Consider the following 24,387-nt stretch of genomic DNA (forward strand, 5'->3'; position numbering starts at 1 on the left):
CTATGGCGCAGTGGTCTACGGCATGCCCTGACTGGGAAAAGCGCCTTGTTGCTGGCGAATCCATCATTCCTCCACCTATTTTTCCAGATCAGGCCGAACAGGCGCTGGGTATCTTTCGCGAACTGCGAGTCTCTGATCTGCCGGGCAAGCCGACCTTTGGTGAGTGTTCAGAGGAGTGGGTCTTTGATTTCGTAAAAGCCATCTTTGGTGGTTATGAGGCAGATACTGGCAACCAGCTTATTCGTGAATACGGATTACTGATATCCAAGAAGAACACAAAATCCACCATTGCAGCGGGGATTATGCTGACAGCCCTGATTCTTTGCTGGCGTGAGGATGAAGAACATCTGATTCTTGCACCAACCAAAGAGGTCGCAGATAACAGCTTCAAGCCAGCTGCTGGGATGATACGTGCTGATGATGAGCTATCCGATATGTTCCAGATACAGGATCACATCAGGACAATTACTCATCGCGTCACGCGAAACACACTCAAAGTGGTGGCTGCTGATACCGATACTGTTTCCGGTAAGAAATCGGGCCGTATCCTTGTCGATGAACTCTGGTTATTCGGCAAGCGTTCAAATGCCGAAGCGATGTTCATGGAAGCGCTGGGCGGGCAGGTTTCACGAAACGAAGGCTGGGTTATCTTTCTGACAACCCAAAGTGATGAGCCACCGGCTGGTGTGTTCAAAGAACGGCTTGATTACTGGCGCGATGTTCGCGACGGTAAAATACCTGATCCGAAAACGCTAGGTGTCCTGTACGAATTCCCGGAAGAACTGGTTGAGAGAAAGGCATATCTCGACCCTGATAATTTTTACATTACAAACCCAAACATTGGGCGCTCGGTAAGCGCTGAATGGATAGCCGACCAGCTTCGTAAAAATCAGGCGAAAACTGACGGCACCCTGCAGCAGTTCCTGGCTAAGCACCTCAATATTGAAATTGGCCTTAACCTTCGCACTGACCGGTGGGCTGGTGTCGATTTCTGGGAGCCACAGATAAGACCGGTGACTTTCAGTGATATTCTTCAACGTGCTGAGGTTGTCACTGTAGGCATTGACGGCGGAGGTCTCGATGACCTTCTCGGTCTTTATATGATCGGGAGAGACAAAGACACTCGTGAATGGATCGGTTGGGGTCATGCCTGGGCTCACGAAATAGCAGTTCGTCGCCGCAAAAGCGAAGAGTCACGGTTCAATGATTTCGTTAAGGCAGGTGACCTGACTATCGTTAAGCGCGTAGGTCAGGATACAGAAGAAGTGGCTGAATATGTCAGCCGCATCAATGATGCGGAGCTGCTGGACAAAATTGGCATTGACCCGTCTGGTGTTGGCCAGATACTGGATGCCCTGGTGGAAGCTGAAATACCTGATGAAGCCGTAGTTGGTGTCAGTCAGGGATGGAGACTGGGCGGAGCGATTAAGACCACTGAACGCAAACTTGCAGAAGGTGTTCTTATCCATGGCGGTCAGCCTTTGATGGCCTGGTGCGTAGGTAATGCCAGGGTGGAGCCAAAGGGTAACGCAATCCTGATAACTAAGCAGGCCAGTGGAAAAGGGAAGATTGACCCCCTTATGGCCTTATTCAATGCTGTCTCGCTTATGGCACTCAATCCTGAAGCGAAGAAGAAAGATTACCAGGTATTTTTCATATAAATCACATGTCAGTAAATGACCCGCTACGGCGGGTTTTTTCGTTTCTGGAGGACAGTAAATGAAGCTTGACCGCGCATGTACGATCATGACGGTGAAAGCGGTGGATGAGGATAAACGGATAATTACCGGGATAGCTTCCACACCATCACCCGACCGTGACGGCGACATTATGGACCCTGACGGTGCGAAGTTCGGAAGTGAAAATCCCTTTCTCTGGCAGCACGACAGAACTCAGCCCATCGGTAATTGCACCTCAAAAAAGGTGAAAGAAGGTCTTCAGATTACGGCTCAGCTTGTTAAGCCGACTCCAGATATGCCCTCTCAGCTGGTGGCCAGACTTGAAGAGGCATGGGCCTCTATTAAATCTGGGCTGGTTAAAGGTCTTTCTATTGGCTTCAGGCCAATTAAATACGCATTTCTTGACTCAGGTGGCGTCCATTTTCTTGAGTGGGAGCTTCTTGAAGTCTCTGCAGTAACGATCCCGGCCAACGCCGAGTGTTCAATCCAAACCGTTAAATCATTTGACCGCCAGTTACTCGCCGCGATCGGCACTGAGAAACCGGTTGTTAAAGCAAATCAACCTGCTGGCGCTTCAGCACCAATTAAAAATTCTCAAAAAGGAAAACCAACGATGAATATCGCTGAACAGATTAAAAGTTTTGAAAACAAACGCGCGGCGCTGGCTGGTTTACTGGGCGAAATCATGAGCAAAGCCGCTGATGAAGGTCGTACGCTTGACGCAGAAGAAACTGAAAAGTACGACAATACATCTTCTGAAATTAAAGCTGTTGATGATCATCTTGGACGTCTTCGCGATATGGAGTCGAGTATTGCCGCATCGGCAAAACCGGTTATCAAGACGGCTAATGGTGATGTCACAGTTGTAAACCAGGCTCCGGCAGTTATTCGCGTTCCTCCAAAACTGGAAAAAGGTATTGCGATGGCGCGATTCACCAAAGCTCTTGCCGCCGCTAAAGGTGTCCGTTCTGAAGCGCTTTCAATTGCGAAAAGCAAATACCCTGAAGATACTAAGCTTCACCATGTTCTTAAAGCTGCTGTAGACGCTGGCACAACTACTGACCCAGCGTGGGCCGGTTCATTAGTTGAATATCAAGATTTTGCGAATGACTTTGTCGATTTCCTGCGACCACAAACCATTATCGGCCAGTTTGGTGTAGGTAATATACCTTCACTGCGAGATGTGCCTTTCAACGTTCGCATTCCAGTACAGACTTCCGGTGGTGCAGCGCAATGGGTTGGGCAGGGTAAGGCGAAACCACTTACCAAGTTTGATTTCTCAAACATCACTTTTGGTTTCTCAAAAGTTGCCGCAATTTCGGTTCTTACCGAAGAACTTATTCGCTTCTCCAATCCAAAAGCAGATGTTCTGGTTCGAAACTCGCTTGCTGAATCTGTCATTGCCCGTTTAGACACTGACTTTGTAGATCCAGCGAAAGCAGAAGTTTCAGGCATTTCTCCTGCATCTATTACCAACGGTGCGACAACCATTCCAAGCACCGGCGATCCTGATGCAGATAGTACTGCAGCCTTTGAAGTGTTTATCAATGCAAATCTGCAACCTACCGGCGCGGTGTGGTTGATGTCCAGCTCAACAGCGCTGGCCATCTCTAAACGTAAAAATGCCCTTGGCCAGAAAGAATATCCAGACATGACAATGTTTGGTGGAACGTTTGAAGGTCTCCCAGCTATCGTTTCTCAGTATGTCGGTAATCAGTTGATCTTAATGAACGCCCCGGATATCTACTTGGCAGATGAAGGTGGCGTTGCTGTTGATATGTCCACTGAAGCCTCTCTCGAAATGGAATCAGAGCCTACGGGTGATAGCGTCACACCAACGCCTGTTGAGATGGTATCAATGTGGCAGACTAACAGCGTAGCTATCCGCGCTGAGCGCTGGATCAACTGGAAGCGTCGCCGTACTGCTGCTGTAGCTGTAATTAGCGGCGTTAACTACTCTTCTGGCCAAACCAGCTAAATAGGAGGGCGGGGGACGTCCCCCGCCGTTTCATATGGCAAAAATCAGATACCTTCAGCGTACACATGACTCATTACCAGGTGATGAAAAAATTGTGAATGACCAGTGCGCAAGGGTGTTGGTTCTGCTGAATAAGGCAGAATACGTAGCCGGCATAAAAGCAGGGGTGCGTAAAAACAAAAAAAATAACGCGGAGAATGGCTGATGTGGAACCCTTTTAGACGGAAAGAGAAAGCACTGCAGCAACCACCATCCAGCGTTTGGACTCCAATTTTTTCTTTCGTCCGTGAGCCATTTTCCGGGGCATGGCAAAGAAATATGGAGGTCAGAAATGAAACGGTTCTGTCTTACCCGGCAGTATTTTCGTGTATCACTTTAATCGCCAGTGACATTTCAAAAATGTCTCCTTCCATTCAGGCTAAAGACTCAAACGATATCTGGAAAGATATTTCAGATAGCCAGTTTGATAATTTAATAAGCAAGCCAAATCAGTTTCAAAACACAATTCAGTTCATGGAAACATGGATGAATTCTAAATTATCTCGTGGGAATACCTACGTGATGAAAGTGAAAAACAGTGCTGGTCAAATTACTGAGCTTCGTGTTCTTGACCCTGATAAAGTTGTTCCACTTGTTGCAGATGACGGCTCTGTATTTTACCGGGTTAGTCCAGATCAAATTAGCGGGCTTCCTGTTCAGGTAACAGTTCCCGCGCGTGAAATTATCCATGACAGATTTAACTGTCTTTTCCATCCTCTAATTGGCGTATCGCCGATTTATGCATGCGGAATGGCCGCGATGCAGGGTAAGCATATTCAGGAAAGTTCTGCTCATTTCTTTAAAAATGGCGGGAAGCCCAGCGGGATTATCACAGTGCCTGGCGCGCTGGACGCAGATAAAGCTAAAGAAATTAAAGCAGCCTGGGACGCTGGTTACACTGGGGAAAACGCAGGTAAAACAGGTTTGCTTTCTGGTGGTGCGGCTTATCAGGCGCTGACTATGTCAGCTGTCGATGCTGATACGGTTGAACAGCAGAAACTATCTGACCTGGCTATCTGTTCCGCATTCCATGTCCCTGCTTACAAGGCAGGAATTGGTGATATACCCAGCTCTGACAACGTAGAGGCGCTTGAGCAGCAATACTACTCACAGTGTCTTCAGGTTCTTATTGAATCAATTGAGGCGCTGCTTAAGGATACTTTCGACCTTGGTGCAAAAAAGCGCGTAGAACTTGATATCGGCGCGCTGCTTAGGATGGATAGTGAACGGCGAATGAAGTCGCTTGGTGAGGGGGTGAAAAACACTATCCTCACGCCAAATGAAGCAAGAAAGCGCGAGAACCTTCCTCCTGTTGCAGGTGGTGACGCGCTCTATCTTCAGCAGCAAAACTTCAGCCTTGAAGCGCTCTCGCGTCGCGACGCTCAGGATGATCCATTCAGTAAAACAACTCCCGAGCCTTCTTCCCCGGCTAAAGCAGCCCTTTCAGTGGTTGAAAAGTCGTTCGTCAAAACTTCATTGAGAGGAATTATTAACAATGGATGAACGCGAATTATTGATCATTCAGACCATCGGTGAAGAAGTCCGAGACATTGTGGCAGAAATTAAGTCGCAATTTAGCCGGGACGTAAAGCAACTGGTAGACGACGCGGTAAAGGCGGCTGTCGCCGAAATACCCGCACCGATTGTTCCCGAACTACCCAACGTTGAGCAACTGGTTACCGATGCAGTGAAGTCGGCTGTGGCCGAGATGCCCACACCAGTTCTTCCTGATCTCCCAGACTTTTCGCAACTGGTAGGCGACGCGGTGAAGGCGGCTGTGGCCGAGATACCGTTACCGGTTGTTCCTGAATTACCTGACGTTCAGCAGTTGGTTTCCGATGCAGTGCAAGTGGCAGTGGGTGAAATACCCGCCCCGATTGTTCCCGAACTTCCCAGCGTTGAGCAGTTGGTTGCCGATGCAGTGAAGTCGGCTATGGCCGAGAGACCTACACCGGCTGCTCCAATTGATGGTCGTGACGCGCTGCAAATTGAATTAGAGCCATGCATTGATCCGCAGAAATCTTATCCTCGCGGAACATATGCCACTCACAACGGTGGCATATGGCGTTCTCACGAAAAGACCCATGGAATGCGCGGCTGGGAATGCATTGTTGATGGTGTCGCTGGCGTTAATATCAAACAGGATGAAGAACGTCTTTTCACTATCACACTTGAAAAGGCCAGTGGACTAATTGAAGAAAAATCGTTTGCAATCCCGGTCACCATTTATCGCGATGTATTCAAAGCAGGCAATGAGTATGACCCAGGCGACACCGTTACTTGGGCTGGTTCGTTGTGGCACTGCAATGAAAAAACGGCAGATAAGCCAGGCGAACCTGGATCTAAAGGCTGGACGCTGGCAGTTAAAAAAGGCCGCGACCTGAGGGACAAGCCATGATTGAACTGGTAACTCTCGAAGAGGCGAAGATGCATCTCCGCATTGATGACGATTACGGAGATCCTGACCTGACTCTGAAAATTCAGGGTGGAAGCGCGGCTATCCTCTCCTACATTCAGGGTAGTCGTGACCTTGTCGTTGATGGTGCCGGAAAATTGATTGATGGCGAGACTCTTACCCGCGTACAGACTGCGCTTCTGGTTCTGCTTGGCTATATGGACCGAAACAGAGGTGGCGAAGAGGAAGAGAAGCTAAAGCAGGGCGAACTGCCTTTCTCAGTTTCAATGCTGATTTACGACCTTCGTAAGCCAACCATCATCTAAGGGGGGCGCATGGCATGCGCAGGATGCGCCAGACGGCGCGAATGGATTAAAAAGTGGACGAGAATTGCCTATGAGCGAGCAACAGGTAAACGAATTGATAGCAGCGCTGAAGGCACAAACCAAAGCGCAGACGGAACAGACCGCCGCGATAAACCGGCTGGCGGAATCAAATGAAGCCATGGTAGCTGTCATCTATCAATCGATGGTTGATGATGAAGTTGATGAAGGGTTATCGCCGCAGACCTATCTTAGCGGCAAGCCGAGGTAATCATGGAGTTTGCAAAACTGCGTCACCGGATCACCCTTCAGAGAAGGACTGCTGTTCAGTCACCAGTTACGGGGGCGATGGAGTACACGTGGAATAATCTTGCTGAACTCTGGGCAAACGTGGTTGCCTTATCCGTTAGAGACTTCATTGCCGCTCAGGCAGAAAACGTAAAGGTAACCGCAAGAATCACCATTCGCTATCGGGAAGATATTCAGGAGAAAGACAGGATCCTCTTTCGTGGAAAGATATACAGCATCGAAGGAGTACTGCCTGACCCGGATAGCGGGCTGGAGTATTTAACCCTCCCATGCTCAGAAGGGGTGAAAGATGGCTGATGGTATTGAATTCACACTTACTGGTGTCGATTCACTGCTGGGCAAGCTGGAAACTATTACGAGCGAAACCAAGCGGAAAACAGGGCGTGCCGCCTTGAGAAAGGCTGGCAATGTCATCGTGGAGCAGATAAAGCGCAACGCCGAGCGTCTTGATGATCTGCATACCGCGCGAAGCATCGCTGATAACGTAGCCCTCAGATGGAACGGGCGTCTATTCAAGCAAACAGGCGACCTGGCATTCAGGATAGGTATCCTTCAGGGTGCCGTGCTCAAGAAGCATCCAAGCACTGTGAAAGATGCTCCGACCCCTCACTGGCGTCTTCTTGAATTTGGTACTGAAAAGATGGCAGCCAAACCACTGGTTCGTGCAGCTGCGAATGCAAGGCTTGTTGAGGTATTCAATACCTTCTCCGTTAACTATGAAGCGGGCATTGATCGCGCGATTAAGCGAGCACAGAAGAAAGGAGTTAAGGCATGATTGCCCCCATCTTTCCAGTTTGTGCAGCAAGCCCTGCGGTAACAGCCCTGCTTGGTAATAATCCTGTCAGGATTTACCCATTTGGCATACAGGATGACAACGTTGTTTATCCCTATGCCGTCTGGCAGAACATCAGTGGTTCTCCCGAAAATTTCCTCAACCAGCGACCCGATGCGGACACGTACTCGCTTCAGGTAGATATCTATGCCAATACCCCGGATGAGGCTATAGCTACGGCTAAAGCCATGCGCAACGCGATTGAGGTCAAAGCCAACATCGTCAGGTGGGGAAACCAGACACGTGATCCTGAGACGCTCAGGTATCGCTATTCATTCGATGTTGACTGGATAGTTAACCGATAAAAAACCTTCCACAACCGGCCTTGAGCCGGTTTTTTTATACCCGGAGATAATTATGTCAGTAGTGACTCAAGGCACTCAGATGTACGTTCTGAATAACGGCGTGGTCAGTGAAGTTGAATGCATTACTTCATTCTCGCCTGGGAGTAGCCCGGCAGATCAGATTGAAGATACCTGTCTGAGCGAAACCAACACCCGTTCCTATAAAAAAGGCCTGCGTACTCCAGGTCAGGCTACCGTTGCTCTTAATGCCGACCCGGCAAACGTCAGTCACGTAATGCTGAGCAATCTTGCTGAATCCAGCGACCAGGCAAACCTGACATTCGCTATTGGCTGGGCTGATGGTACGGCTGATCCTACCGCCGCAACAGCCGGTGACCCTGATGCAGTTGATGGGCTGTCACTTCCAGATACCCGAACCTGGTATGTTTTCCAGGGTTATGTTTCCGACTTCCCCTTCGATTTCCAGGCAAACACGGTTGTTCAGACCTCAGCGACAATTCAACGCTCGGGTCAGGGTGTCTGGGTTCCAAAAGCTCAGCCTACCAGCTAACGTCCATTCATCATTAACTTGCGGGGGAAACCCCGCGAAATGAGAGAAATAAATGAAACTGACTCTGGATTCATTAAAGCAGGCTGGCGCATTTACTGGCCGACCTGTTGAGAAGGAAATCACCTGGAAGCAGGGTGAGCAGGAATTAACCGCGACCGTATATGTGCGGCCTATGGGTTATCATAATGCGGTTACTGACGTCCTCTCTGCTGTTGGAAAAATCGATGGTGTCGCCGGGCGTATTGCATCTTCTATTTGCGATGAAAATGCTAATCCTGTTTTTACCGTTGCTGATATTACTGGTGAAGCAGACCCGGAACGTGGGGCGCTTGATGGCGCACTCACTGTTGCACTGCTTGTAGCCATCCAGCAGGTGAATGACATGGGAAAGGCGAGCTCAGCGCAGACGACGAGTTCTGGTGTGAATTAGTTCTCAACGGGATTGGCGGCCGCACCATTGCCGAGGCAAAAGAGCGAATAAGCATCACTGAATATCGTGACTGGATCCTTTACCGGAAGAAGTTCGGAAGCCTCAACGGGATGATGCGTACTGAGTGGGCCGCAGGTCTTATTTCTTCTGTGCTGGCAAACGTCAACCGCGGGAAAGACTCTCCTCCTTTCAAAGTTACAGATTTCACCCCACACATTAATGAGCCTGCCATTTCGCTGGATCAGGCTATGCAGGAGTGGGGATAGTTATATTCATAATACGTAGCTAATAAATTTGAGGATACTGAACAACCAAAGAACTTTGTTGCATGCATTCTCGGATACTGTCGAGTGAGATCAAGAAATTATCGTTTACCGTTGCTCTCTGACAATCTCCTGTTAGGATAAATCCGGACTTTTACTTATGGGGATAAGGATATGCGCTGGCTACCTGTTATGATGGTTATTGTTACGCTATCAGGCTGTGCAAATAAAATAGATTACAACCGAGCGTCATTAAATCTCGCCATTGGAATGAGCAAGACAGAAGTCCAAGGTGTCATGGGTGCTCCGAGACGAACGGATGTCAATACCGATCGGGAGAGATGGATTTACTGGAATCCTGTGATGGTTGGATTTACCCCAATCGATAATGAACAGTTAGCCCAAGATCGCCTTGTGGTTACTTTTGTTGAAAATAAAGTTACGAAGTGGGGTAAGCAAACAATTGCAGATGACATATCTGAAAATACTCAGAAAATGTATCAGCAAGTGCGGGATAACCAGCAAAAAACCATCACAAAGCAGCAGTAAAATAAACTAAATAATACAAACCTCGCTCAGGCGGGGTTTTTTATTGCCTGGAGAAAAGCATGGCTGGTAAATCCCTCGGCACGCTTACCATTGATCTGATAGCGAAGGTAGGTGGGTTTGTTTCAGGTCTTAGCCAGGCTGAAAGAGCCTCACAAAAATGGCGAAAGCAGGTACAGGCTGATGCTAATGCAGTTGCTGTAGCGTTTACCGGATTAGCAACAGCTGCCAGTGCAGCAGCGATTGGCGCTGGCGTTGCAGGTTATAACCTTCTTAAAACCACCTCTAAGCAAATTACAGAAACAGACCGTTGGGCTAAATCGCTCAACATGTCCACTCAGTCTTTACTTGCCTGGCAGTACGCAGCAGAAAAAGCTGGAGTTTCTGGCGATCAGATGGCCGACATCTTTAAGGATATTGGCGATAAGATTGGTGACGCAGTCCTCAACAAATCGGGCGAAGCTGTAGATGCGCTAAATGCCCTTGGCTTATCTGCAAAGAAGTTAGCCAGTGAATCTCCCGACAAGCAGTTACTGGCTATTAGCAATGCTCTGGGCAAGATAAACACCAATGCCGAAAAGACCACGATCCTTGAGAGTCTTGGCAATGACCTCTCCAAGCTGCTGCCACTGCTTGATCAGGGTGGGGAAAAGCTTCGTCAGTATATGGATGCGGCCAAACAGTTTGGTGTCGCTCCTGACGATGCGGATATTGAAAAGCTAGTAAAAATTAACGCCTTATTTGAGGACATGGAGACTCAGGTCAATGGCGTAAAAATTGAAATAGCGACGGGTCTTGCGAGTGTGGATCTTTCAGGTCTGAAGAACGCTATCACAGATATGGGTGATGTGTTCAAAGACCAGAATGTTATCCAGGGGTTAACCGACCTTGTTGGCGGCGTTGTCGATCTGGCTACCTGGCTCGTTAAGGTCGGAGCTGAAGCCGGTAAGCTTATCGATCTGTACAAAGGCGGAAAAGCCGTTAGCGATGGAGCTTCCGTTACTGACATTGAGAGGCGACTGAATAACCTCAGGGCTGATGTTGAGGACCAGGGGTTTCTTGCCAGCTTCAACAGAATTGGCATGGACATTGATGGAAAGAAAGCGGAAATAGCTCAACTTGAGCGCCGTCTGTCCATCATGAAGGCGGGTAATAACCTGCCTCTCTCTCCAGCAACCGTTGGTTCTCCAACTGCGGCACGGGGTGGGTACAGCCTTGGTAAAGGCGAAACAAACGGGAAACCAACTCCTGATACGTCAGCTAAAAAACTTGAGACTGCATTCAAATCTCTGGAGATGAGTTATCAGCGCCAGATCGCGCTGATTGATACCACAGGTAAAAAAAATCAGGAAGTAACTGAGCTTGAGAAGCTTCGCTTTGACTTCACCTCAGGGAAGTTGGCCGGGATAAATGAAGCGCAGAAAGAGCGCCTGGAACAACTGGCCACGGAAATAGACAGACTTAATTCACTCAAAAAGGCCAATGAAGAAAATCTTAAACTCGTTGAGTTTACGGCGAACCTTCGAAAGCAAAACCAGAATGATCAGGCAGTCAATGATGCTGACTTTGTTGGTGCGGGTATGGGGGATAAGACCCGCCAGCGGATGAAGGAACTGCTGGATATCCAACGCAGTTTTCTGGACAGGCAGGCCGATCTCCAAAAGCAATATCAGAGCGGTGATATCAGCAAATCGCTTTATGACCAGGAAACTGCTGCTCTGCAGAATGCACTGAGCGAGCGGTTAGAAATTCAAGGGGACTATTACCAGAAATCTGATGACCAAATGGGTGACTGGCAAAGCGGCATTTTTGATTCCTTAAACGATTATGCCGATAGCGCTTCGGATTATTACCAGATAGCTGCTGATGGAATGACATCTATTCTTGGCAGTGCTACTGAATCCGTGTCTGAAAACCTCAAAGACTTAGTTAATGGTGCTCAAGGGCTAAGTGATTTTTTCAGTAATATTTTTGAAGGCCTGGGGCAGGCGGTTATTCAAACCCTGACTCAGATGGCCGCGCAATGGCTTGTCTATCAGGGCGTTCAGCTTATGGTTGGAAAGACGGCTCAAGCTTCTGCAGCTGGCACTTTGATCGGCAATGCCCAGGCAACATCATTGCAGGCTCAACTGGCAGCTTATGCTTCAACTGCCGCTATTCCTATTATTGGCCCCGGATTAGCCCCTGCTTCTATGGCTGCTGCTGCTGCAGTCACAACCCCTCTTGTTGCTGCTGTCGGTGTATCCGCACTTTCCGGGATGGCTCATGATGGTATTGATAGCGTGCCGGAAACAGGGACGTGGCTTTTGCAACAGGGCGAGCGAGTTACTACAGCTAAAACTAGTGCAAAACTGGATGCCACCCTTGACCGTGTAAATAAACAAACAGGTGAGGGTGGTGGAACTTATTCGCCTCAGATTTACATTAACGGAGATCCTGATGCCAGAACCATCGAGATGTTGAAACAGGCTGTAAAAGAAGGAGCTCAACTCGGCTATAGCATGGTGAATGACGATCTTGCCACTGGCAAAGGTAAAACATCTAAATCACTTGCGGGTGGTTGGGGCGTAAGAAGAAGGGCGGGCTGATGGCAATCACAACCAATATAAATTATCCACATGGCGCATTGCCGGTTCCGCTTCAGGATGGATATGGACTTTCTCCTGTCAGCCCGTTAAAGCGAACCACGCTATCTTCAGGAAGAGCAAGGCAGCGCAGGCTTTATACATCCACGCCAACTATGGCCACTGTATCGTGGACCCTTACAGATTCGCAGGCGCAAGCATTCGAGGCGTGGTTCCGGGATGCGCTTACGGATGGTTCAGCCTGGTTCAATATGAACCTCAGGACGCCGGGTGGTGAATCTTCAAAGGTCTGTCGTTTTACCGATATTTACGATGGCCCAAATATCATTGGTGGTAACTACTGGCAGTACACCGCTGAGCTTGAGCTTTACGAGCGTCCTTTACTTCCTACTCCCTGGGGGCAGTTCCCAGAGTTTATCACCGGAATGGATATCATTGATCTTGCTCTTAACAGGGAGTGGCCAAAAGTATGACTATTCTCGACAGGCTATACGCCAGCAGTGGTAGCGAGGTCATCATTGATACACTGCAAATTACTGTTGGTGGACAGAATTACTGGCTTACCCGAGGGTGGGACGATATTACAGTAACACTGGAAAATGGATCGCAGGCTACTTTCAAAGGTTCTGCTATTGATGTGGCATTACCCGCTCGAAATTCTGACGGCACACAGGATCTAAAGTTTGCCATCAGCAATGTTGACGGTGAGGTTTCAACTGCGATACGTAACGCTCTAGACAATCTCAGTAATGCAACCCTGACATTCAGGCGTTATGTTTCCACCGATCTCTCTGCACCCGCATCACCGCCGTTCGCCCTTACGATAAAGCAAGGTTACTGGACCTCGACCGAGGTGCAGATTACTGCCGGATACATGAATATTCTCGACACGCTGTGGCCGCGCTACCGCTATACGCTACCGAACTTCCCGGGTCTTCGTTACCTGCAGTAGGAAATCACCATGTTCAATCCTGATAAATACCGTTCTGTCGAGTGGCAGAAGGGCGGGCGGGCATACCCGCAACTTGATTGTTTTGGCATCGTAAACGAAATCCGCCGCGATCTGGGTTTTGTGCTGTGGCCTGAATTTGCTGGTGTTACAAAGGATGATAACGGCCTTGACCGGGAGGCGCGCGGGCTGATGTGCGACCTGCAGCGCTGCGATCCTGTACCGGGCGCGGGCATTGCATGTTATTCCGGCTCTCTGGTAACACACGTCGCCATCGTGGTGGAGATTGACGGTGTGCTGCACGCCGCTGAGTGCAACCCCCGCACCAATGTCACCTTTCTGCCGCTGGCGCGTTTTTCGCGGCGGTTCATCCGCGTGGAGTATTACCAGTGACGATCCGAATCTATCCCTCCCGGCTCCCGGGCGAACCTCTGGAAATGCACCATCACGAAACCCTGACGCTCAGCAACTGGTTTGTACAGAACGTGGAGGGCTGGCAGCAGGACCAACAGCACCCGGTCGCGGTTGAAATCGACGGCACCCCGGTCCCGCCTGAGCAGTGGCCGCTGCGCGTTATCAAAAGTGAAACTGATGTCAGGATTTACCCGGTCCCGTACGGTACTGGAGCAGAAATCGCGATCTGGGTTGCCGTCAGTATTGCTGTTGCCTCGGCGGCGTACTCAATCTATATGATGAGCACGATGTCTCAGCCCGGAGGAAGTGGTGCTCAGGCAGCCAACGGTGATCAGATTGAACTGAACCCAGCCAAAGCGAACGCGGCAAAACTAGGTGATTCCATCAGGGAGATTTTTGGAAGATACCGCGTATGGCCAGATTACGCCCTGCAACCAGTTAGTCGATTCGTAAACGAGACCAGTATGGAAACGAGCATGTTTCTGTGCGTGGGTGTGGGCGATATGGTCCTCAACCAGTCTGATATCCGGATCGGGAATACGCCAATCTCCGCTTTTGGTACCGACATCCGCTACACACTTTATCCGCCAGGAGCGGTGGTGTCCGGTGATGCGCGCACCGAAAACTGGTTCAATAGTCCGGAGGTGGGTAACACGGGATCAGGTACCGCCGGTCTTGACCTCGGCTCAAGTGGGCCGGAAACCGTCAGCATCATCGCTGATGCGCTGGTTGTTTCCGGGAACGCAATCACGCTGGTAGACGTCTCGTCCTCGGGTGGTGATGCAGAAATTCCTCCATCCTGGACTGTGGGAACGGTGATCACTGTACTGGCACCCAACTCGTTCACGGTGGTGTCGTCTGGCGGTTACAGCGTCATCTACGGTGGGATTGAAGAACTGGCGCCAGCAGTGGGGTTGCCGGTCACGCTGAACTATAACGGCAATGATTACGATCTGGTGGTCGCCACTTACGCGCCGGGCGTTCCCGCCGTGCCGGGAGTGGGTGGTAGTTCTGCGACCATCACTGCGAGCGCCTCGCCAACGACCTACGATTTCAGCAGCGCGCCGGTGACATTCAGCCTGAGCTGGCAGGGTACGACTTACCCGGTTTCACTGGTGACCAACTATGTCACCATGTCTGGGCTTGTTTCTTCGATAACCTCTCAGCTTTCCGGCTCTGGTCTGGTTGCCCGCGATAACAGCGGAATACTGCAAATCGGTGAGTCCGGCAGCCCCTACGCTGGCGGCGCTATAACCAACAGCGTGTTACCTGTAGCGGTATTTGGCGCAGCACCTGTTAATACTCCAGGGGTGAAATCAACTGGCGGCACAGCAGAAGTCAGGGCGCACATCACTCTGGCGTATAACAGCGCCGCCGGGACTCCGTTCACGGGATTGCCGGAGGGTGTTCAGCGTTTCTCGCTTGGCCTGTTCGGCAATCAGTTCCGGATCACCGATGTCGACAGCCAGACGGTTACCGTTGAGCGCCTTACGGTCACCACCGGGACGGGGGGCGAAACCATCACCACACCGGACCCATCATGGCCTGGCTTCACCGAACGCACCCTTCTGGACGCCACCGTTACGGGCATCAGTGATGATTATGAGTGGTTAGGGCCGTTCCTGGCGTGTCCGGATGGCGAAACGCTGGACGCATTCGAGGTTAACATCAACTTCCAAAGTGGCCTGGTGCGCTATACCGACAAGGGTAATAAGCGGGATATGCCGGTGAGGCTGGTGATCCAGTATCGCAAGGTTGGTACCACAGCCTGGCAGCAGCAGTCGCCGTTCTATTCGCGCAGCACCGAGAACCAGATCGGTTTCACGCATCGCTACACCGTCTCACCTGGGCAGTATGAAATCCGCATGCGGCGCACCGAACCGGTTAAGGGTGGCAGCACCCGCGATCAGGTGTTCTGGCAGGCATTGCGCTCCCGGCTAAGTAAACGGCCCACCAAATACGAGGGCGTAACTACCATGGCGCTGACGGTGCGCACCGGTAACCGCCTGGCGGCAATGTCCGATCGCCGAATCAGCGTCACGCCAACCCGGCTGTATAACGGGCACGCCTCACGTAGCATCAGCGGGGCGCTGTATCACGTCCTGGAATCGCTGGGATTCACCGCCAGCCAGATTGATACCGCGGCGATCGACGCGCTGGAGTCAACCTACTGGACGCCGCGCGGAGAGACTTTCGACTGGGCAACCAGCGACAGCAAGTCGGCGCTCGAGGTGCTGCAGACAATCGTCTCTGCGGGCATGGGCTACTTCCTGCTTTCTGACGGGCTTATCTCGGCTGGCCGGGAGGGAGTAAAACCCTGGGTCGGCATGATCACCCCGCAGGAAACCACCGAGGAGCTGCAGACGGCGTTCAAGGCACCAAGTCAGGATGATTACGACGCCGTGGATGTCACATTCATCAGCAGCACGACGTGGGCGGAAGAAACGGTGCAGTGCCGGTTGCCGGGGAGCACAACGCCAATGAAGGTGGAAGACTTCAAACTGGACGGCGTGCTGAATGCGGATCGGGCTTACCGCATCGGCATGCGACGGTTGCTGGGCTACCAGCTGCAGCGCCTGCAGCACACCACTTCCACTGAGATGGATGCACTCTGCTATCAGTTCATGGACCGCATTGTAATGGCCGACGATATCCCCGGTGGCCAGATGCTCAGTTGCCTGATTACCGATATGAAGTATGACAGCAGCAAAATCACCATGACGCTCAGTGAGGCCCCGGACTGGTCGTTTGAAAGTCCGCGCGTAATCGTTCGTCATCAGGATGGCAGGGCGTCAGCAATGGTAGTGCCGGCACGCATTGATGACTTCACCATCTCGGTTCCGTACAGCGCCGCGCTGGAGCCGGAATTGTGGGCGATGAACGACGCATATATTGAGCCGCCGCGCCTGCTTTTCTGCTCTTCGGTACGCGTGCCTTATGACGCACTTGTCGGGGAAATATCTCCGGGAAATGACGGCATCAGCCAGGTCACGGCGATTCAGTATCACCCCGGAAAATACCAGTACGACGATGCAAGTTATCCCGGCGACGCCGCTTAACAGCCATTCAAAATTATCTAACCCGCTTCGGCGGGTTTTTTATGCCTGGAGTTAGCATGACGAAGTTCAAAACCAATAACCCGCTGGGCTCCACTGACCCGCGCGATCTCTATGATAACGCCCAAAACTTTGATACAGCCATTAACAGCATTACAGCTGCCATCTGGTATGACCGTTTTGGTAAAACACGCCATACCTGGTACGGTCTAGAGGGAATGGCCATTAAGACCATTTCCGATATAAATGATGCCGGGAAGCAGGCTATCAGAGAGGTCGGTTACATTACAGTGGACTCGTTTCAGGCTGGCGCGACTCTGACGCTGCCAAACCAGATTTTACGTGATACCACAACTGGAATTTACTACCGCTGGGATGGAACATTCCCCAAATCAGTCCCTGCAGGATCGACTCCAGCAAGTACAGGCGGCATTGCCGTTGGAGCCTGGCTTAGCGTTCCGTTACTGACGCATATAAACCCCGATCCGCATGGGTCTGTGGTGCAGGCGATGGTAAACGGTCTACCGGTCAAGATCTGCGTCGTTGGCGACTCTATTACTAATGGGGTCACCGTCAGCAATCCTTTCCCATACCGTCTGGGTGAGATTTTGCGGGAATGGTACAACAATCCGAACATCCAGATAATCAAGCGCGGTTATTCTGGGCATGATACAGGGCAGGTGCTTACTGAGCACATGGCTGAAATTATCGCTGATAATGCTGATCTATATTTGATAGCGCTGGGAGTAAATGACGCACGGCAGGACAGGGGAATATCGGTTGATGATTATGAACATAGCCTCATGGAAATGTACCGACAGCTATCATTCTCGGCTGTGTCATTCTGTTCCTTGACCGATGTCGTTGGGCTGTTGGCGACTGATGTTACCAACCCATATGCTATCAATGCTTATCGCAGCAGAATGCGGCATGTTGCGCAGCTGCTTGGGGCCAGATACATCGACAGCTTCTCAATCATGCAGCGCTATCTCTTCAATCGCGGTGATGCTCGCGGGCGCCTGAGCCGTGACAGATTGCACTGGAACCAAGCTGGCTATGACTTGATCGCCGAAGCGATCTTTATGGATGGGTTTGCCGGAGTGAACCTGGAAGTTCAGGCTGGACAATTTATCGATAACACTACTGCAGCTTATCGCGGGGTGAGTAATGTGCTTAACACCCTCAACTGTCCTTATTCTGTGTATGTAAGAACCCCTGCCGCTTCGACTTCTAAGTTGTTTATTTTTAACACGTCACTCAAACCAGCGTATTTACTCGCCCACTTCACAAGCCAGCTTACACAGGATGGCGTAATCACTGGTCAGGTAACAGTAAAAAACTCGGTCGAGCAAAGCGGCAGAACGTATACGCTTGATATATCCAACGCTACGGGAATTCCTTCTAACTTCTTAAGTGAAACTCCTACAGCAGTATGTGATCTGGCACCAGGCTTAAACATCATTTCGTTCACTACACCAACTGATAAAATCTGTAGGGTTGTTGGTTTCACTGTTAAGGAACATAGCGGCCGTTACACAAACGCTATGCGCGAAAAGGCCAAAATTGGTAATAAAATTCAGGACGGCCTTGCTGGTATGGCGGGCAATAATCAAAACACCAAATTCTATCAAGAGCTGGCTTTTAACCGTGTTGGTTCTAACCAATCTAATGGCGTTGATGGTAATGCTGATTACACCGTAACAAGTGCGTTCGCTACCCTTTCGCCAAGAGTATATGGAGAGACTCGTTTCCGAATCCGTGGGTGTTTTGGAACGAACAGCCGCCTCTTCCTTGGCACTCAGATCAAATCATCCTCTGAACCTGAAGATTGGAGCGCGAACTATACGGCCCTCTTCAGTCTGGATTTTCTTGGCAGTGCAACATACCTTGCCCTGACATCTTTCACGGGAACCACAATATCGGTGAACAATATTGCTAATCCGCGTGGGGATCAGTGCATTGATATTGTTACCAGTGAGGCAGGTACACAATTTTACGTCCAAGGCAATTTGCTATGGAATATGGCAATCAAGCTGCCTGAGTGTGATCTGTTTGTTTCCAGCAGTTTCAACTCATTAGGGGAGGGTGTCATTATTGAGTCGGTTGCAGAGATAGGGCCTGCTGTTGCTCCAAACAGTTTCATACCTGGGGAGCGTTGGTTCAGCCACATGGACGGTAAGATGCATATCGTTGATAAAACGGGAGTCCATAAGACAATTCAGTACGCATGATTAAGGCTGGATGCTTCTGTATTTATCATGCGTTTGCACATTAAGATCTGATATCTTATCGGTTCTTTTATCTCTCTGTACTCACCTTGGTATCACATCGCTTGGTGCCAAGGTGATTCAGTTAGTTATTACTATTGCAAAAATAAGATGCGTGAGGGCACACAGTGAAACGTCAGATCCGGTTAAAAGAGTGGGAGCCAGGAACCAAACGAGTAATGGCACCACCTGCAAGCTTGATTGAGCTGTCAGATGGGAGCTTACCGCCGGATTCAGTCAGCGTTACGATATCGAGTGATGGTTTCGTCTGTGATCCTAACCGCTCAGATGAATTTGAGTCGCGAGTCATCGTAATGGGTGATAGCGTGGTTGAATGCTCTTATGTCCCGGAAGGAAGACGTTTTACAGACATTGCAGAGAAGGAACTTCGTGCAAAAGGGGTATCAGCCAGGGTTGAAAACGCAGGAAGGTCAGGGGCGACGATCCTGCAATTGACGCTGGCGCTGCAGGCAAAAATCATCCCGATGCGGCCGAACAAAATCGTCTTAATGAACGGCATCATTGATGCCGATGCAATTCAGTTTGCCTCTGGCCTATGGTCGAAAGGGGATTACATCAACCCTATAGAAGAAGAAAAGGTTGGGCATCCAGCTCCTAAGAAATTGCCTGAACTTGATTTCACAGCCAGGACGAAATTCCTGCGTCTTTTCGCTGATACTTGCCGCTTGTTCGAAATAGATCTTGTGATCGCGACAACGCCTCTTCGTGACAACGATGAATATATGGAGCGTTATTTAGCCAAGAATGGCCAAAGAAATATCAGGGTAGAAGCTGTTAACCACAATACTCGCGAGTTTTGCTCAAACAATGGTGTAAAGCTTATTGATCTCGACAAACTTGTTAACCGAGATCCGCAATATTTTTATGACTACTTCCATTTTAATCCAGCTGGTGCCGAGTACGCGGGCCGCCTACTGGCTGAGGGATTGTTAGCATAGGAAATGTGAAAAGGTGGTGCGATACCACCTTTCATCGAGGCTACATGTCAGGAACCTTGAGTCAGCGTAGGAACTACAGCATATAATTTTGTGCCGACTGGAAGTGCTTCAATGGCATCTAACGAATAGTTGATATACTTTTGATTGGTCAGTTCGTCAGACTCATCTCTCTCAACTCCCAAAATTATCTCACCAAAAGCTTCTTGTCCCACTAGGGAAAGCAGAGCCTCAGCCATTGCCTTCCACTCTTCCAGGGTTGCAGGTTGAGCGTTGTCTGCGCCAGTTGGTTCGAATGCTGCCAGTTCTGCAAGCCGATCCTTGCTTGGTAATTGTTCTAACATGGGTAATCCTCTTTTTGCTTTGGCTGCAGATTGATGATGCTCAAATTAGCTAACGGAGCTAAGGGGAAGAATACTAAAACTTTTCCGGCATGACGTCACCCTCTCAGCTATGAGGCTCGATAAATTAAGCAGGTCAGTCAGTAAGGGAAATTGATAGGCACCGCCGCATTGATCTGCACTCACATTAAAACTACTGTATATAAAAACAGTGATGGAGTGCAGATCATGCCCCGAGCATACGAAATTCACGCCGCATTTGTGGCTGCCATACAGCAAAACCCGAAGGGCTATCAGTGGTTACGTACAGCCGACTTCATCCGCGAACTGGCGAAGGTACACTGGCATTTCAGCCAGAACGACGCTAACGAGTGGATAGAACGATATCAGCCCGACTTCGTCGACAGGACGACAGACCATAGCGAGAACCGCTACTGGATCTTGCGTAACATGGGGAGGGTTCACTAATGGGCTTCGCCTCACCAGCTACCGACTATATAGAGCAGCGGGTTACGCCAGCTAGTGTCTGCATGACACCGGAAAGCCGCATCCTGGAGACGTCTGCAGGCTACGCGATCATCGTACCGGTCACGCAGCCAAAACAAGGTGATGCTTTGCTGATCCTCAGCGGCGGGCGAACGCAGTTTGCAATGCTCATGGGGCAGTCACTGATTTGCGATGACGGCGAAGCGATCGAGGGAGGGGCGCTGGAAGATATCCAAGTGCTCGGGCGAGTGACGCACTTCATCACGCGGCACTATGACGATGGTAGGGCGGTGTAAGAAGCGGTGCGCACCTTCAAATCTTACAAGCGGATGGGTATTTTGCTCGAGTATGTTTGGCGGGTAAAGCGGGAGGTTGCGTTTCTGGAAGGAGCTACGCAAAGTTTTGCAGCACGATCTGGGGGCGGTAAAGCTCGCGAATTGACAGGGATTTTAAAACCTTTGTTATTGGGGGATTTTCTTTCCCCAAAACTAAAGCCATGCTTTTGATAATCAGTAAGTTACGAAAGGAATAAAGCGGTCATTTATTGAGTTCCAAAACACGATTTTGTTAATTAATTCATAGTATTAATACTTTTTTTGTAATGTACTGTTGCGCCACATGGAGTGGTTCGAAGCCGCAGACCTGATCGTGAAAGGTATGGAAGGCGCGATTAACGCCAAAACCGTAACTTACGATTTCGAACGTCTGATGGAAGGCGCTAAACTGCTGAAATGTTCAGAGTTTGGTGACGCGATCATCAAAAACATGTAATCCAGACTCTGGGTTGTATGTGAACGGGAGCCTGATGGTTCCCGTTTTTTATTATTAGCTTTCGAACGGTTATCAAAAGTTTATCAAAATGATTTATCAAAACAGGTTCAATCTGATTCAATTTTGAGACTTTTTTTCACCACTAAAATCATACAGCTGATCACCTCTGCAATGAGGTTAAGAGATAGTAAGACTGCAAAAAGTTCTATAGTAGTGAATAGCTTGCTTTTAGAAGGAATGAATTCGTGCTGAGGATAATTTAATAGTGGTATGTCGTAGTTTCGCAAGTAAGGAAGAAAAATAGTTGCTGCCAGACAGAGAACAAGTAATTTCAGATCTGATTCTAAACTTGCTAAATAACACGTAAAGTCTGCGGTTTTCTCGCCCTTATTGATGACAGCCAAAATCCCGAAGATTACGGAGATACCAGCGGTTATCCCTCCGAGTATTGAACCAATGACTCCAGCAGATGCCTGCTCAAGCAACGTGTAAATTTGCTTATCAGTCGAAGATAAGGCTAAGCACAAAAAGAAGGTAACTATAGCTTTAATCCAGACGCTTAAAATTTTCATTTTTGAATGTGTACCTGTTTTGATATAAGGCTATGATTTCTTTAACATCACTTGCCGTGTAGCCATCAAGTTCTATTTCTGATATCTCACCTTCGATCAGCACAATTTTGGCGGTCTGGTTACTGGAGACAATTGTAGATTTTGACTTAAGTGTCTTACGCCCTTTGATTAACCATGACCCACCACCGTCTTTGACCCAATCAACAAGAACTGAAGCCCAATGAGAACTTTTGAGTTTCAAGTTGCCATCTTTGTTTTCAAAAGTAGTAGTTACAGCATTTGCGTTGGTATCTTCTTCAAGCTTCCGTAAATCATCGGTTAAGGCTTGTTTACTGCTTCCGAAAATATTCGGAGTAATCAGCGTAAAGCTGACTTTGTCGATAAATGGAAGCCTCTGATATTCCGACCAAAAATCTTCCATTTCAAGGCAAGGCTCTATAAATATTCTAAGTCCTAACTGAGCCAAATAGTCGTTATTGGCAAGATCTTCGAACGCTTTAGCAACTTGATGTGCATCCTTGAAAACCGCAGTTTTCCTCTCAACAAGCAACACTTGTTCTTCTCTGTCCCAAATCCATACGATAGGTGGATAATTGTCTACATCGTACTCACGAAAATCTTTATCATGACCCTTAATCTTTTGCTGCTTTGATATGACTCCTGCCATAACGTCATCTGTAGGTTTTATACTCAGTTTCAGTGTGTAACTAGTTTTCTTATGAACAGATGGAGTTGGGGAGGTCAGATGTAATTTTTTTGCAGCTACAACCATAGCATTTTCAAAATAGGTAATGTCTTTTTGAACAGTTCCTTTCGAAAAGAGGTCTGGGTCACGTGGTCTCATTAACACACGTAAGGCATACAACAGCATAAGAAAACTCCTGTAAATTATTTGGTTTCATTATTCCATAAAACCAAACACCTTCAAGAGCTTAAATTCTTACACGGCTGTATGTATATACAGTATCATTGATGGTTGGAAAATTCAAACCTTGATTTTTGACCAGTCCTTTCCTCGGTCATCATGATAGCCATCGGTTTGCTGCTGTGACCTATGCCCCAAGAGATCTTTCGTGTTCACCCCCTGCGTTTTATATAACCTTTCCGCCAAGGATCTCTGCTCGTGAAAAGTAGAAGGTGTCTTACCTTCCTGTAACAGGATCTCAGCTTAGTCTCGTGCCTTGCTGAAATTCATCGTTAGGGTATTCGATTTTACCTGGGCACCTCGCTCAGCTTGCGAGGTGGCTCTGAAAAAATGAACCAGATAGGGACTGACGGCATAATCTCTGCAACGTGAGACTATGTCCCGTAAGCTCCAGTTAATTGCGTTGAGGCGAAGCGATAGCGGGATGGCTATTTTGCTCCCGGTTTTTTCCTGAAGTATGTGCAGGTGATCGTCCCATACGTCGCTAAACTTCATTTTTGAAATATTCCCGAGGCGCTGTCCAGTCACCAATGCCAGCAACATTGCGTTCCCCATGTATTGATGGTTACCGTCTGCAATCTCAAAAATCCGCTGCCATTCCTCCAGACTGAGGCGCTGGCGCGTAATTTTTCGGCGAGGTTTTTTGGTCGCTGATGCTGGATCGTACCCGGGGGGACTTCACCTGCATGCTGAGCCTCTTTGAAAACATCAACCAGGACAGTTCTCACGACCTGAGCCATTCTCGGCTGGCCAGCAGTAACATACTCATCGAGCAACTGGGCAATATCGCGAATGTCCACCGATGGCAGCAGCTTCATTCCAACTCGCTCTCTCAACAACGAAACCGGTTTGTTTTTCTGTTTGAACGTGTTCAGCTTGATGTCGCCCGTCGCCAGACGTTCTTCCTGAATCTTCCAGTATCGCTCGAGCCATGTGGATACCGTGATTGCCTTGCCTTTTCTGGTGGCGATCCTGTCGCTGATCGCCATTATCTGCCGAGTTCTCTGTTCAGCCCGGCGCGAGTTTGCCTCATTGGCAATAGCGATGGCTTCGACTTCATCGGTACCTAGAGCATGAAACTTTCCTGTGATGGGATGTTTATAGTGCCAGTAAACTTTGTTTACCTTTCTGCTGTAGAGAGGGTAAAGGTTCGGAACGGAGACATTGTTTTTACGTGGTCGAGCTGCCATCAGCAAGAATCCTCTGAAGTATTGGCGAGTCAGTCTTTCGGATATTTGGCTTAGCCAATTCGCCCATAAGTTCTGCATCTTACCTAACTCGCCACTTGCGACCTTGTTTCATGGCTGGTGGGGAAAACAAATTTTGCTTAGCGTATCGGCGCAGAGTATTCAAAGCTGGTGGACTGCTACGGAATTTCTCTGCTGCCCATTCCTCGAGCGTGAGCATTTGCTTCAT

At 49.2% G+C, this 24,387-nt stretch carries 25 protein-coding genes and 3 pseudogenes; 23 read left to right on the forward strand and 5 right to left on the reverse strand.

Features of this window, described 5'->3' with window-relative positions; translation table 11 throughout:
* Nucleotides 1-2: 2 nt before the first annotated feature.
* From ACRDD5_RS01115 to ACRDD5_RS01210, 20 genes are all read left to right on the forward strand, one after another.
* Nucleotides 3-1,661, forward strand: coding sequence for a terminase large subunit (locus ACRDD5_RS01115; RefSeq protein WP_438675649.1), 1,659 nt, complete (start codon nt 3-5; stop codon nt 1,659-1,661).
* 58 nt (nt 1,662-1,719) lie between these two features.
* A complete protein-coding gene (locus tag ACRDD5_RS01120; protein ID WP_438675650.1) occupies nt 1,720-3,657 on the forward strand; it encodes a phage major capsid protein in 1,938 nt (645 codons plus the stop codon).
* Nucleotides 3,658-3,861: 204 nt separating this feature from the next.
* Nucleotides 3,862-5,199 (forward strand): phage portal protein, encoded by a 1,338-nt coding sequence (locus tag ACRDD5_RS01125; RefSeq protein ID WP_438675651.1) that lies wholly within the window; start codon nt 3,862-3,864, stop codon nt 5,197-5,199.
* Nucleotides 5,192-6,094 (forward strand): hypothetical protein, encoded by a 903-nt coding sequence (locus ACRDD5_RS01130; RefSeq protein WP_438675652.1) that lies wholly within the window; start codon nt 5,192-5,194, stop codon nt 6,092-6,094. Before ACRDD5_RS01125 ends, ACRDD5_RS01130 begins: the two co-directional genes overlap by 8 nt.
* A complete protein-coding gene (locus tag ACRDD5_RS01135; RefSeq protein ID WP_438675653.1) occupies nt 6,091-6,417 on the forward strand; it encodes a head-tail connector protein in 327 nt (108 codons plus the stop codon). Before ACRDD5_RS01130 ends, ACRDD5_RS01135 begins: the two co-directional genes overlap by 4 nt.
* Before the next feature lie 70 nt (nt 6,418-6,487).
* Nucleotides 6,488-6,685: a hypothetical protein gene (locus ACRDD5_RS01140; protein WP_438675654.1), complete on the forward strand. Its 198-nt coding sequence runs from the start codon at nt 6,488-6,490 to the stop codon at nt 6,683-6,685.
* Nucleotides 6,686-6,687: 2 nt separating this feature from the next.
* Nucleotides 6,688-7,020, forward strand: coding sequence for a phage head closure protein (locus ACRDD5_RS01145; protein WP_438675655.1), 333 nt, complete (start codon nt 6,688-6,690; stop codon nt 7,018-7,020).
* Nucleotides 7,013-7,498, forward strand: coding sequence for an HK97-gp10 family putative phage morphogenesis protein (locus ACRDD5_RS01150; protein WP_438675656.1), 486 nt, complete (start codon nt 7,013-7,015; stop codon nt 7,496-7,498). The genes ACRDD5_RS01145 and ACRDD5_RS01150 overlap by 8 nt, the downstream gene beginning before the upstream one ends.
* Nucleotides 7,495-7,860 (forward strand): DUF3168 domain-containing protein, encoded by a 366-nt coding sequence (locus ACRDD5_RS01155; RefSeq protein WP_438675657.1) that lies wholly within the window; start codon nt 7,495-7,497, stop codon nt 7,858-7,860. The genes ACRDD5_RS01150 and ACRDD5_RS01155 overlap by 4 nt, the downstream gene beginning before the upstream one ends.
* A 52-nt stretch (nt 7,861-7,912) precedes the next feature.
* Entirely contained in the window at nt 7,913-8,410 is a 498-nt protein-coding gene (locus ACRDD5_RS01160; RefSeq protein ID WP_438675658.1) for a phage tail tube protein, read from the forward strand.
* A 52-nt stretch (nt 8,411-8,462) separates the two neighbouring features.
* The gene (locus ACRDD5_RS01165) at nt 8,463-8,840 is read left to right on the forward strand and encodes a phage tail assembly chaperone family protein, TAC (protein ID WP_438675659.1); all 378 of its coding nucleotides are present in this window, start codon (nt 8,463-8,465) and stop codon (nt 8,838-8,840) included.
* Between the two features lie 53 nt (nt 8,841-8,893).
* Nucleotides 8,894-9,106, forward strand: coding sequence for a phage tail assembly protein T (locus ACRDD5_RS01170; protein WP_420107402.1), 213 nt, complete (start codon nt 8,894-8,896; stop codon nt 9,104-9,106).
* 171 nt (nt 9,107-9,277) lie between these two features.
* Nucleotides 9,278-9,652 carry an outer membrane protein assembly factor BamE domain-containing protein gene (gene bamE, locus ACRDD5_RS01175; protein WP_438675660.1) on the forward strand — a complete coding sequence of 125 codons (375 nt, stop codon included), beginning with the start codon at nt 9,278-9,280 and terminating at the stop codon, nt 9,650-9,652.
* A 59-nt stretch (nt 9,653-9,711) separates the two neighbouring features.
* Nucleotides 9,712-12,237 carry a phage tail tape measure protein gene (locus tag ACRDD5_RS01180; protein ID WP_438675661.1) on the forward strand — a complete coding sequence of 842 codons (2,526 nt, stop codon included), beginning with the start codon at nt 9,712-9,714 and terminating at the stop codon, nt 12,235-12,237.
* Complete coding sequence (locus ACRDD5_RS01185) at nt 12,237-12,707, forward strand: hypothetical protein (RefSeq protein ID WP_438675662.1); 471 nt, start codon at nt 12,237-12,239, stop codon at nt 12,705-12,707. The genes ACRDD5_RS01180 and ACRDD5_RS01185 overlap by 1 nt, the downstream gene beginning before the upstream one ends.
* The gene (locus tag ACRDD5_RS01190; protein ID WP_438675663.1) at nt 12,704-13,186 is read left to right on the forward strand and encodes a DUF1833 family protein; all 483 of its coding nucleotides are present in this window, start codon (nt 12,704-12,706) and stop codon (nt 13,184-13,186) included. Before ACRDD5_RS01185 ends, ACRDD5_RS01190 begins: the two co-directional genes overlap by 4 nt.
* A 9-nt stretch (nt 13,187-13,195) precedes the next feature.
* Nucleotides 13,196-13,576, forward strand: a complete 381-nt coding sequence (locus ACRDD5_RS01195) for a nitrite transporter (protein ID WP_438675664.1) — start codon at nt 13,196-13,198, stop codon at nt 13,574-13,576.
* Nucleotides 13,573-16,656, forward strand: a complete 3,084-nt coding sequence (locus ACRDD5_RS01200; RefSeq protein ID WP_438675665.1) for a host specificity factor TipJ family phage tail protein — start codon at nt 13,573-13,575, stop codon at nt 16,654-16,656. Before ACRDD5_RS01195 ends, ACRDD5_RS01200 begins: the two co-directional genes overlap by 4 nt.
* 56 nt (nt 16,657-16,712) lie before the next feature.
* Entirely contained in the window at nt 16,713-18,884 is a 2,172-nt protein-coding gene (locus ACRDD5_RS01205; protein WP_438675666.1) for a GDSL-type esterase/lipase family protein, read from the forward strand.
* Between the two features lie 164 nt (nt 18,885-19,048).
* Nucleotides 19,049-19,879, forward strand: a complete 831-nt coding sequence (locus tag ACRDD5_RS01210; RefSeq protein WP_438675667.1) for an SGNH/GDSL hydrolase family protein — start codon at nt 19,049-19,051, stop codon at nt 19,877-19,879.
* 47 nt (nt 19,880-19,926) lie between these two features.
* Here ACRDD5_RS01210 and ACRDD5_RS01215 read toward each other — a convergent pair whose 3' ends face one another.
* A complete protein-coding gene (locus ACRDD5_RS01215; protein ID WP_438675668.1) occupies nt 19,927-20,220 on the reverse strand; it encodes a hypothetical protein in 294 nt (97 codons plus the stop codon).
* Nucleotides 20,221-20,445: 225 nt separating this feature from the next.
* Here ACRDD5_RS01215 and ACRDD5_RS01220 point away from each other — a divergent pair, with 225 nt between their 5' ends.
* The 3 genes and pseudogenes from ACRDD5_RS01220 to ACRDD5_RS01230 all read left to right on the forward strand — a co-directional run.
* The gene (locus ACRDD5_RS01220; protein ID WP_438675669.1) at nt 20,446-20,685 is read left to right on the forward strand and encodes a hypothetical protein; all 240 of its coding nucleotides are present in this window, start codon (nt 20,446-20,448) and stop codon (nt 20,683-20,685) included.
* The gene (locus ACRDD5_RS01225; RefSeq protein ID WP_438675670.1) at nt 20,685-20,999 is read left to right on the forward strand and encodes a hypothetical protein; all 315 of its coding nucleotides are present in this window, start codon (nt 20,685-20,687) and stop codon (nt 20,997-20,999) included. The genes ACRDD5_RS01220 and ACRDD5_RS01225 overlap by 1 nt, the downstream gene beginning before the upstream one ends.
* A gap of 307 nt (nt 21,000-21,306) precedes the next feature.
* Nucleotides 21,307-21,474 (forward strand): annotated as a pseudogene (locus tag ACRDD5_RS01230) (NADP-dependent isocitrate dehydrogenase); the annotation flags it as partial.
* Between the two features lie 107 nt (nt 21,475-21,581).
* Here ACRDD5_RS01230 and ACRDD5_RS01235 read toward each other — a convergent pair.
* The 4 genes and pseudogenes from ACRDD5_RS01235 to ACRDD5_RS01250 all read right to left on the reverse strand — a co-directional run bounded on the left by ACRDD5_RS01235 (nt 21,582) and on the right by ACRDD5_RS01250 (nt 24,387).
* The gene (locus ACRDD5_RS01235; protein WP_438675671.1) at nt 21,582-22,046 is read right to left on the reverse strand and encodes a hypothetical protein; all 465 of its coding nucleotides are present in this window, start codon (nt 22,044-22,046) and stop codon (nt 21,582-21,584) included.
* Complete coding sequence (locus ACRDD5_RS01240) at nt 22,021-22,917, reverse strand: hypothetical protein (protein WP_438675672.1); 897 nt, start codon at nt 22,915-22,917, stop codon at nt 22,021-22,023. The genes ACRDD5_RS01235 and ACRDD5_RS01240 overlap by 26 nt, the downstream gene beginning before the upstream one ends.
* Before the next feature lie 114 nt (nt 22,918-23,031).
* Nucleotides 23,032-24,161: pseudogene (locus ACRDD5_RS01245) on the reverse strand (phage integrase Arm DNA-binding domain-containing protein).
* Nucleotides 24,142-24,387, reverse strand: a pseudogene (locus ACRDD5_RS01250) (excisionase). Before ACRDD5_RS01250 ends, ACRDD5_RS01245 begins: the two co-directional pseudogenes overlap by 20 nt.

The organism is Silvania sp. (assembly GCF_051656365.1).
GTDB lineage: Bacteria > Pseudomonadota > Gammaproteobacteria > Enterobacterales > Enterobacteriaceae > Enterobacter > Enterobacter hatchlandensis.

What these genes read in the sequence shown, in the direction of transcription:
- ACRDD5_RS01115 (WP_438675649.1), top strand. Translation starts at nt 3, where the DNA reads ATGGCGCAGTGGTCTACGGCATGCCCTGACTGGGAAAAGCGCCTTGTT.
- ACRDD5_RS01120 (WP_438675650.1), top strand. Translation starts at nt 1,720, where the DNA reads ATGAAGCTTGACCGCGCATGTACGATCATGACGGTGAAAGCGGTGGAT.
- ACRDD5_RS01125 (WP_438675651.1), top strand. Translation starts at nt 3,862, where the DNA reads ATGTGGAACCCTTTTAGACGGAAAGAGAAAGCACTGCAGCAACCACCA.
- ACRDD5_RS01130 (WP_438675652.1), top strand. Translation starts at nt 5,192, where the DNA reads ATGGATGAACGCGAATTATTGATCATTCAGACCATCGGTGAAGAAGTC.
- ACRDD5_RS01135 (WP_438675653.1), top strand. Translation starts at nt 6,091, where the DNA reads ATGATTGAACTGGTAACTCTCGAAGAGGCGAAGATGCATCTCCGCATT.
- ACRDD5_RS01140 (WP_438675654.1), top strand. Translation starts at nt 6,488, where the DNA reads ATGAGCGAGCAACAGGTAAACGAATTGATAGCAGCGCTGAAGGCACAA.
- ACRDD5_RS01145 (WP_438675655.1), top strand. Translation starts at nt 6,688, where the DNA reads ATGGAGTTTGCAAAACTGCGTCACCGGATCACCCTTCAGAGAAGGACT.
- ACRDD5_RS01150 (WP_438675656.1), top strand. Translation starts at nt 7,013, where the DNA reads ATGGCTGATGGTATTGAATTCACACTTACTGGTGTCGATTCACTGCTG.
- ACRDD5_RS01155 (WP_438675657.1), top strand. Translation starts at nt 7,495, where the DNA reads ATGATTGCCCCCATCTTTCCAGTTTGTGCAGCAAGCCCTGCGGTAACA.
- ACRDD5_RS01160 (WP_438675658.1), top strand. Translation starts at nt 7,913, where the DNA reads ATGTCAGTAGTGACTCAAGGCACTCAGATGTACGTTCTGAATAACGGC.
- ACRDD5_RS01165 (WP_438675659.1), top strand. Translation starts at nt 8,463, where the DNA reads ATGAAACTGACTCTGGATTCATTAAAGCAGGCTGGCGCATTTACTGGC.
- bamE (WP_438675660.1), top strand. Translation starts at nt 9,278, where the DNA reads ATGCGCTGGCTACCTGTTATGATGGTTATTGTTACGCTATCAGGCTGT.
- ACRDD5_RS01180 (WP_438675661.1), top strand. Translation starts at nt 9,712, where the DNA reads ATGGCTGGTAAATCCCTCGGCACGCTTACCATTGATCTGATAGCGAAG.
- ACRDD5_RS01185 (WP_438675662.1), top strand. Translation starts at nt 12,237, where the DNA reads ATGGCAATCACAACCAATATAAATTATCCACATGGCGCATTGCCGGTT.
- ACRDD5_RS01190 (WP_438675663.1), top strand. Translation starts at nt 12,704, where the DNA reads ATGACTATTCTCGACAGGCTATACGCCAGCAGTGGTAGCGAGGTCATC.
- ACRDD5_RS01195 (WP_438675664.1), top strand. Translation starts at nt 13,196, where the DNA reads ATGTTCAATCCTGATAAATACCGTTCTGTCGAGTGGCAGAAGGGCGGG.
- ACRDD5_RS01205 (WP_438675666.1), top strand. Translation starts at nt 16,713, where the DNA reads ATGACGAAGTTCAAAACCAATAACCCGCTGGGCTCCACTGACCCGCGC.
- ACRDD5_RS01215 (WP_438675668.1), bottom strand. Translation starts at nt 20,220, where the DNA reads ATGTTAGAACAATTACCAAGCAAGGATCGGCTTGCAGAACTGGCAGCA.
- ACRDD5_RS01220 (WP_438675669.1), top strand. Translation starts at nt 20,446, where the DNA reads ATGCCCCGAGCATACGAAATTCACGCCGCATTTGTGGCTGCCATACAG.
- ACRDD5_RS01225 (WP_438675670.1), top strand. Translation starts at nt 20,685, where the DNA reads ATGGGCTTCGCCTCACCAGCTACCGACTATATAGAGCAGCGGGTTACG.
- ACRDD5_RS01235 (WP_438675671.1), bottom strand. Translation starts at nt 22,046, where the DNA reads ATGAAAATTTTAAGCGTCTGGATTAAAGCTATAGTTACCTTCTTTTTG.
- ACRDD5_RS01240 (WP_438675672.1), bottom strand. Translation starts at nt 22,917, where the DNA reads ATGCTGTTGTATGCCTTACGTGTGTTAATGAGACCACGTGACCCAGAC.